This is a genomic window from Mesorhizobium sp. M2A.F.Ca.ET.037.01.1.1, from assembly GCF_003998075.1.
Lineage (GTDB): Bacteria > Pseudomonadota > Alphaproteobacteria > Rhizobiales > Rhizobiaceae > Mesorhizobium.
Window position 1 is genome coordinate 1 of sequence record NZ_RZSA01000230.1, and the last position, 7,643, is coordinate 7,643.

The window sequence follows — 7,643 nt, forward strand, 5'->3', positions numbered from 1 at the left end:
GCAGTATGCCAAGCGCCAATCGACCTGGTTCAGGCACCAACTGGGCGCGGAGTGGCGCAGGCTGCGACCGCACGATCAAGCGGCAGTTCGCGACTGACAAAAAGCCTTTTTCAATCAGCGCCTTAAAATCCTTTGTTCTAATTCTCTCCAGGGTTGTCCGGGTTAACGGTCCGTAAGGTCCGCTATGGCATAAGCTCAGGGGTTACAGTGGCGCGGGGAGTAGATGCGTTTCCACAAGGCGGAATCCGCTTTTTTCGTCTTTATTTTCGTGATCCTGGCCGCTGGCCTGGTGACCTTCCATGCCTTTGGTCAGTTACAGGACATCGCCTCGGACCTCGATGCCGCATCACGTGTCGACAAAATCGTCTATCTGAACAAATTGCTTTTCGTCACTGGCGCGCTGCTGGCGACCGCGCTGTTCTTCGGCACTTTCTTCATCTACCCGCTGATCCGCGGCCAGGTGCGGGAAGAGGGCAAGCTCAGGGCCATGACGGTCTCGCTCAGCGCCCGTTCGCAGACGCTCGAGCAGGCGGCGCTCACCGACGGTCTGACCGGCATGCAGAACCGCCGCTATTTCGACGATGCGCTGCGTGAATATCTCCATGAATTTCGTCGTATCGACAGGCCGGTCGGGCTGATGATCCTCGATCTCGATCACTTCAAACAGGTCAACGACACACATGGTCATGATGTCGGCGACGAGGTGCTGCGGGCCGTAGCCACCTGCCTGCGGGGCATGACGCGCTATCACGACGTGGTGGCGCGGCTGGGCGGCGAGGAGTTTGCCGTCGTCACTCCCAACATGGATGTCGAGCTGCTTGCCCGGTTCGCCGAACGCATCCGCAAGGCGATCGCCAACCTGTCGATCCTGTCGGGCAATGTGCGGCTGAAGGTCACCACCAGCGTCGGCCTTGCCGTGTGGGACCACAAAGAGAGCGCGGAGGATTTCTACCGTCGCGCCGACCGTCAGCTCTATGAGGCGAAGAAGCAGGGCCGCAACCGCGTCTGCGCCTAAATTCCGAAGATGAATTCGTGAGGCCGGCCGTATGCCGCCGTTTTCTGCGCTTCCGGTGCTCACGGACTTGATGTCCGCTCCGCTCCGGTTCTCGCAAACGGCACCATCCGACTCGGCCTGACGAATTCTCTATCGGAATTTACTCACCGTCCGATGTCGGGCGGTCAGTCGTTCAACTGCGTATGCCGAAGGTCGAGGGCTTCAGGCCGTAGCGGGTGTCGAAGTCGTCGTCGGGCTGAGGGCGGGGGGCGGCTGTGGCCGGCTTCTTATAGTCCGGGTCGCCGGCCTGCCGGGCCGAGTCGACGGTCTCGGCGAAGGCCATGGCCTGCTGCGGCTTCGGTACGTTGCGGAGCCGCTCGACGATCATGGCCAGGTCGACATCGCTGCCGTCCACGGAGGGCTCGACCTGCTCCCTTTTCGCGGTTCCGGGGATGAACTCCTGCGCCAGCTTCTCGAATTTCAACCGCATGGTGGTCGCGACGCCTTCGCCGAAGGCGATAGCTTCGCGCTGCCCCATCGAGGACAGGAACGCGAGCGTGGAGGCCGAGGAGTCGGCGATCGCCGAGCGGATGATTGCCTGGTCCTGCTCGTTGGCAAGACGCATGGCGAAGAAGGTCGAGCACTGCGACAGGATGGTCGGGTCGAGCTCGCCCGGGCGCTGGGTGACGACACCCAGATAGCAGCCATATTTGCGGCCTTCCTTGGCGATGCGCGACAGCGCATGCCTGGTCGGCGCGAAGCCGAGGCGCGGATCGGCCGGCATGTAGCGGTGCGCTTCCTCGCAAAGCAGGAGCAACCGCAGCCGGCCCTCGCTCCACAAGGCCAGGTCGAAGGCAAGGCGGGCCAGCACCGAGCAGACCGAGTTGACGACTTCCGAAGGCATGCCCGCCATCTCGAAGCAGGTGACCGGGCGGCCGTGGTTGGGGACACGGAAAATGTTGCCGATCGTTTCGTGGATCGTGTCCTCGATCAGGCGCGAATTGAACATGAAGCGGTAACGCGGATCGGCGGCCGCCGATTCGATGCGCGTCTTCAGCGACTTCAGGACCGGGCGATCGTTCTTGCTTTCGAGCAGGCCCATGCGCTCGTCGATCTGCTTGATGAGATCGGCGATGCGGTAAGGCACCGGCGTATCCGCCGTCAGCGCATCGCTGCCACGCCGAACATAGGTGCCGGAACTGGGGTTGCGATAGAGGTTCTTGGCCGCTGGGATCAGATCGCGCAGGACATCCACTTCCTCGGGCACCGTCTCGCGGCCGCGAAACAGCACTTCGGCGAATTCCTCCAGCCTGAACATCCAGAATGGCAGGTCGAGGGTCTTGGAATCGACCTTGACGCAATATTCCGGCAGCGAGGCCGCGAACTCGTTATGCGGGTCGAGGATGAGCACGCGCAGGTCCGGCCGCGCCTCGATCGATTTGCGCAAGAGCAGCGAGACCGCCGTGGACTTGCCGACGCCTGTGGTGCCGACGATGGCGAAATGGCGCGCCAGCGTGTCGTCGATGGCGATGTTGGCATCGATCGATTCATCCTGCGACAGCGTGCCGATGGTGACTGAATGGCGTCCTGCCAGATCGTAGACCGCCTGCAGGTCGCGGCTGCGAATACGGTGGGCGATCGCGCCGATATGCGGGTAGGCGGTGATGCCGCGGTCGAACACCGGCTTGGCGCCCGGCTCTGCGCCGTCGCGCACTTCGCCGATCAATTCGATGCTGACCTCGATCGGGTTCTGGCCCTCATTGCTCCAGGCGCGGTCCGATTTGCCGATCTCATAGACAAGGCCGACCGTGCGCGTGGCGCCGAGATTGATGGAGATCATCTTGCCAACCGTCCACTGGCCGGTAACCGTGCCGTCGGCATCCTCGGCGTAGGCGCTGATGGTAGCGCGCGCGCCGTCGCATTGCACGACATTGCCGAGAATGCGTTTGTCGCTTTGCAGGGCGTTGCGGCGCTCCTGCGAAATCGGTTCGCCAACGGAGGCTTCGCGTTCGACAAACATGACTGACCTGGTCCCATTCCCTGGAGCGTCGACCCTATCCAGGCGGAGTTAAATTGAGGTGAGGTCGAATGGTGTAGACGGTGTTAAGCCGGTCGCGACAATTCGATCGAATAGCCTCTTCCCGGATTTCGCAATTCCGATATATTGGACGAATGAACGATATATCGGATGACATCACTGCCACGATCGGCCGGCGGATACACTCCGAAAGGATGGTGAGGGGCTGGTCGCTGGCCGAGCTTGCGGGGCGCTCGGACGTGTCCAAAGCGATGCTGAGCGCCATCGAACGCGGCACCACCAGTCCGACCGCGGCGCTCCTGGTGCGCATCGCGGCCGCGTTCGGCATGACCCTGTCGACGCTGATCGCGCGGGCCGAGCTGCAAGGCGGCGGCGTTTTGCGCAGGGACGAGCAGCCGGTGTGGCAGGATCCGGCAACCGGCTACATAAGGCGGCATCTGTCGCCGGCATCGCAGATGCCGCTCGAGCTGATCAGGGTCAGCCTGCCGGCGGGCGCCAAGGTCAGCCTTCCGGCCGCGTCCTACGCCTTCATCAAGCAGCAGATATGGCTGATCGAGGGAAGGCTGGATTTCACCGAGGGTGATGTGGTGCACCGGCTCGAGCCCGGCGACTGCCTGGCGCTGGGGGCGCCGGCGGATTGCGTCTTTCATGCTCCCGGACCGGCTGCGGCGGAGTATCTCGTGGCGCTGGTCAGGGACTGATCTCAAATGCCTCGACGACCAAAACGCTCGCACAATGGCGGGCCGCCGCTCGACGACTATGACGGCCCGCCCTGGGGCAAGGGCGAAGCCTACGTCTTCCTCGCCTGGCGCGCCGCCCACGACAAGGCCTGGAAGGCGCCAAGCCAGGCCGTCATGCTGATGCGGCTGGAGAGGGCCGAGCGCCTCGGGCTGACCTACGAGGAATATACGCTCGAGATCCTGGAGCGAGGCCGCCGCGAGGACGACGCCGACCGTATCGCCGAGATTCGGCGGGCGCGGCGGCGCAGGCGGATCAGCCACTTCGAATGACCTTCCTCATGTCTCATCGCCTTGGAGAACACCAGCATGAACGCACTTGAAATCCGGGCCTTGAGCGACGATGCGGCGACCATTGCGATGCTCGCCGATCTGTTGATCGAAACCGTCGCCGCGGGCGGATCGGTGAGCTTCATGCATCCATTGCCGGCGGAGGCGGCACTGGATTTCTGGCGCAAGTCGCTTGCCGCGGCCGCGCGCGGAGAAAGGGCGGTGCTGGGCGCATGGCAGGATGGGGTGCTTGCAGGAACCGTCACACTGCTGCTCGACTTTCCGCCCAACCAGCCGCACCGCGCCGAGATCGCCAAGCTGATGACCGGACGGGACCATCGCGGCAAAGGCGTCGCGAGCGCACTGATGCGCGCCGCGGAGGCACTGGCGGTCGAGAAGGGCCGCACGCTGCTTGTGCTGGACACGGCAAGCGAGGAGGGCGCGGCGGGGCTTTATGAGAAGCTCAGCTTCACGCTGACCGGCGAGGTCCCCGACTTTGCGCTAAAGCCGCATGGCGGACTGACCGGGACGCTGATCTACTGGAAGCGGATAGGGAAAGATCGATAGCCATCAAGTTGCGACCATGTGGGCCTGTCCGAAGCTCAAGGCGGGATAGATGAAAGCCCGTGGCGGGCTTCCATCTATGGAAAGTGTCCGGCCTCACGCCTTGTGGTGGACCTCCTGCAATCCATAAACCGGGGTAGGCAACCCGACCTGCCTGGCCTTCAGCTGCAGCGCAAGATAATGCGAATAGTGCCGCGACTGGTGGAGGTTGCCGCCGTGGAACCACAGTGCTTCCTGCTGCGTCGGCTTCCACATGTTTCGCTGCTCGCCTTCCCAGGGGCCCGGGTCTTTGGTGGTGTTGGAGCCGAGACCCCAAACCTTGCCGACCTTGTCCGCCACTTCCTGCGAAATGAGGTCCGCGGCCCAACCGTTCATCGAGCCGTAGCCGGTGGCATAGATCACCAGGTCGGCCGGCAATTCGGTGCCGTCGACGAATTTGACGCCGGTTTCGGTGAGTTCCTGCACAGCGGCTCCCGGTCCGCTCTTCAGCTTGATCGAGCCGTCGATCACGAGGTCGCAGGCGCCGACATCGATGTAATAGCCGGAACCGCGGCGCAGATATTTCATGAACAGGCCGGAACCGTCATCGCCCCAGTCAAGCATGAAGCCGGCCTTCTCCAGGTCTTCATAGAATTTCGCGTCACGCTCCTTCATCTGCTGGTAAAGCGGGATCTGGAATTCGTGCAGGATGCGGTAGGGCAGGGACGCGAAGATCATATCGGCCTTGCGCGTCGTCATGCCGTTCTCGACCGCCTGCTCGGAGTAGAGCGCGCCAAGCCCGATATCCATCAGCGTGTCCGACTTGACGATGTGGGTGGATGAGCGCTGCACCATGGTCACGTCGGCGCCGCCTTCCCACAGCGCCGCGCAGATGTCGTGCGCCGAGTTGTTGGAGCCGATGACCACCACCTTCTTGCCGCGGTATTTGTCCGGGCCGGGATGGGTCGAGGAGTGCTGCTGCTCGCCCTTGAAGATGTCCTGGCCCTTGTATTTCGGCCAGTTCGCCTTGCCCGACATGCCGGTCGCCAGCACCAGCTGCTTGGGCTTGAGCACGATCTCGTTGCCGTCGCGCTCGACGACGACCGTCCATTCCTTCGTCTTCTCGTCGTATTTGGCGGATTTGGCGGTGGTGGAGTTCCAATAGTTCAGCTCCATCACCTTGGTGTACATCTCCAGCCAGTCGCCGATCTTGTCCTTCGGCGCGAAGACCGGCCAGTTCTTCGGGAAGTCGATATAGGGCAAGTGATCGTACCAGACCGGGTCGTGCAGGCAGAGCGACTTGTAGCGCTTGCGCCAGGAGTCTCCGGGACGCTCGTTCTTCTCGATGATGATGGTGGGCACGCCGAGCTGCTTCAGCCGGGCGCCGAGCGCGATACCGCCCTGTCCGCCGCCGATGATGACGACATAGGGTTGCTTCGTATGGCCGAGCTCGGCGATCTCGTCGTCGCGCTCCTCGCGCCAGGTCTTGCGGTCCTTGCCGTGCCCGTGCTTGGCGCCGAGCGGACGCGTGAAGCCAGCCTTCTCCTCATGCCCTTTCAGCTCCGCCATCGTGGTGAGCAAGGTCCAGATCAGGTCGCCCTTGAACCGCACAAGGCCAAAACCGCGCGCGACGCTTGTCTCGAAGGTGATCCAGGCGGTGATGACGCCGCCATCCTCGGTCGCTTCTTCGCCGTTGGCCACCGCCCATGCGGTCGGCTTGATGTTGGCCAGCGTCGCTTGCAGCATGTCGCGAACCTGATCCTGGCCCTCCATGGTCTTCAGGTTCCAGGTGAAGGTGACGAGGTCGCGCCAGTAGCAGTCGGCCTGGAAACAGTTGACGGCGCTGTCGATGTCGCCGGCTTCCAGCGCCTTGCCGAACTTGTCGAGCAGCGCCTGTGCCTTGGTGGTGGGTGTTCTCTCGAGCATTTGTTCTCCTCCACTTGCTAGATTGCGTCATGAGCAGCAAACGGCGTGCCAACCGTAGCGCTCATCTGGACTGTTAAACGGAATCAATCTGTTAGGACGCTCTTGCGGCGCCTTGCCTGTTGCATTTCCTGTTGCACGCGCTACGGCGCGCCACACCCCTGTAATGTCAGTTCGGCGCCTCCAGCCGCAGGCGCTTCATGCGGCGATGGACCGTGGTGCGGTCGACGCCGAGACGCCGCGCGGCTTCGGAAATGTTCCAGCCGGTCGCCGCCAGCACGGCCAGCAGGGCTGCGCGTTCTTCCTCGGGCGAGGGGGCGCGCAACGCGACCAGGCTGGCGGAAGGCGCCGGGGGCGCCGTGCGGACCGGGGCGAAATCGGGCAGGTCCGTGGGCTGGATCGTCTCATCGTCGCAAAGCGCCACCGCCAGGTCCACGGCGTTGACGAGCTCGCGGACGTTGCCGGGCCAGCCATGACGGATCAGCGCCAGCCGCGCCGCGGGCGATAGTTTTGCCGGCCGCCCGGCCAAGCGTGCGCGCTCGCCGACCAGCCGTTCCAGCAGCCATTCGAAATCGGTGCGCTCGCGCAGCGCCGGCAGTGTCAGCGAGGCGGCGTTCAGCCGGTAGAACAGATCCTCGCGGAAACGGCCCTCGGCAACCAGTCGGCGCAAGTCATGGTGCGAGGCGGAGATGATCTTGATGTCGACAGGCCGAGGTGCTGTGCCGCCAACCGGGATCAGTTCGCGCTCGGCGATCACCCGCAGCAGGCGCGATTGCAGCGCGTAGGGCATGTCGCCGATCTCGTCGAGGAAAAGCGTGCCGCCGTCGGCGCTCTCGATCAGCCCCTTGCGTCCCTTGGCCGTGGCGCCGGTAAAGGCGCCGGCGGCGTGCCCGAACAGCTCGCTCTCGATCAGATGTTCGGGAATGGCCGCGCAATTGATGGCCACGAACGGGCCGGAACGCCCGGAGCTGTCATGGAGCGCGCGGGCGAGATGTTCCTTGCCGGAACCGGTCTCTCCATGGATCAGGATCGGGATGGTGGTGCGCGCCAGCTTGGCGGCCCGCGCCTGCATGGCCGCCATGGCCGGATCGCCGCCGGAAAGCTCTGCGATCGGTTTCGGCAGCGCCTCGGCGGGAGC

General features: G+C 63.8%; 7 protein-coding genes. 4 read left to right on the top strand and 3 right to left on the bottom strand.

What is annotated here, in order from left to right:
- Nucleotides 1–223: 223 nt before the first annotated feature.
- On the top strand, nucleotides 224–1,015 hold the full coding sequence (locus EOA27_RS13855) for a GGDEF domain-containing protein (protein ID WP_126082055.1): 792 nt from the start codon (nucleotides 224–226) through the stop codon (nucleotides 1,013–1,015).
- A 172-nt stretch (nucleotides 1,016–1,187) separates the two neighbouring features.
- Here EOA27_RS13855 and EOA27_RS13860 read toward each other — a convergent pair whose 3' ends face one another.
- Nucleotides 1,188–3,014 (bottom strand): ATP-binding protein, encoded by a 1,827-nt coding sequence (locus EOA27_RS13860; protein ID WP_126082056.1) that lies wholly within the window; start codon nucleotides 3,012–3,014, stop codon nucleotides 1,188–1,190.
- Between the two features lie 152 nt (nucleotides 3,015–3,166).
- On the opposite strand from EOA27_RS13860, the gene EOA27_RS13865 reads away from it, so the two are divergent.
- The 3 genes from EOA27_RS13865 to EOA27_RS13875 are packed head-to-tail and all read left to right on the top strand — an operon-like array spanning nucleotide 3,167 to nucleotide 4,606.
- Nucleotides 3,167–3,733 carry an XRE family transcriptional regulator gene (locus EOA27_RS13865; RefSeq protein ID WP_126082057.1) on the top strand — a complete coding sequence of 189 codons (567 nt, stop codon included), beginning with the start codon at nucleotides 3,167–3,169 and terminating at the stop codon, nucleotides 3,731–3,733.
- Between the two features lie 6 nt (nucleotides 3,734–3,739).
- Nucleotides 3,740–4,042 (top strand): hypothetical protein, encoded by a 303-nt coding sequence (locus EOA27_RS13870; RefSeq protein WP_126082058.1) that lies wholly within the window; start codon nucleotides 3,740–3,742, stop codon nucleotides 4,040–4,042.
- A gap of 36 nt (nucleotides 4,043–4,078) precedes the next feature.
- Complete coding sequence (locus EOA27_RS13875; RefSeq protein ID WP_126082059.1) at nucleotides 4,079–4,606, top strand: GNAT family N-acetyltransferase; 528 nt, start codon at nucleotides 4,079–4,081, stop codon at nucleotides 4,604–4,606.
- A gap of 93 nt (nucleotides 4,607–4,699) precedes the next feature.
- Here EOA27_RS13875 and EOA27_RS13880 read toward each other — a convergent pair whose 3' ends face one another.
- Both EOA27_RS13880 and EOA27_RS13885 read right to left on the bottom strand, forming a co-directional pair.
- Complete coding sequence (locus EOA27_RS13880; RefSeq protein WP_126082060.1) at nucleotides 4,700–6,508, bottom strand: NAD(P)/FAD-dependent oxidoreductase; 1,809 nt, start codon at nucleotides 6,506–6,508, stop codon at nucleotides 4,700–4,702.
- Nucleotides 6,509–6,674: 166 nt separating this feature from the next.
- The coding region (locus EOA27_RS13885) for a sigma 54-interacting transcriptional regulator (protein WP_145970344.1) at nucleotides 6,675–7,643 on the bottom strand (969 nt) is incomplete at its 5' end.

Bases quoted from the DNA above. Each gene is read 5' to 3' on its own strand.
- EOA27_RS13855 (WP_126082055.1), top strand. From the start codon at position 224: ATGCGTTTCCACAAGGCGGAATCCGCTTTTTTCGTCTTTATTTTCGTG.
- EOA27_RS13860 (WP_126082056.1), bottom strand. From the start codon at position 3,014: ATGTTTGTCGAACGCGAAGCCTCCGTTGGCGAACCGATTTCGCAGGAG.
- EOA27_RS13865 (WP_126082057.1), top strand. From the start codon at position 3,167: ATGAACGATATATCGGATGACATCACTGCCACGATCGGCCGGCGGATA.
- EOA27_RS13870 (WP_126082058.1), top strand. From the start codon at position 3,740: ATGCCTCGACGACCAAAACGCTCGCACAATGGCGGGCCGCCGCTCGAC.
- EOA27_RS13875 (WP_126082059.1), top strand. From the start codon at position 4,079: ATGAACGCACTTGAAATCCGGGCCTTGAGCGACGATGCGGCGACCATT.
- EOA27_RS13880 (WP_126082060.1), bottom strand. From the start codon at position 6,508: ATGCTCGAGAGAACACCCACCACCAAGGCACAGGCGCTGCTCGACAAG.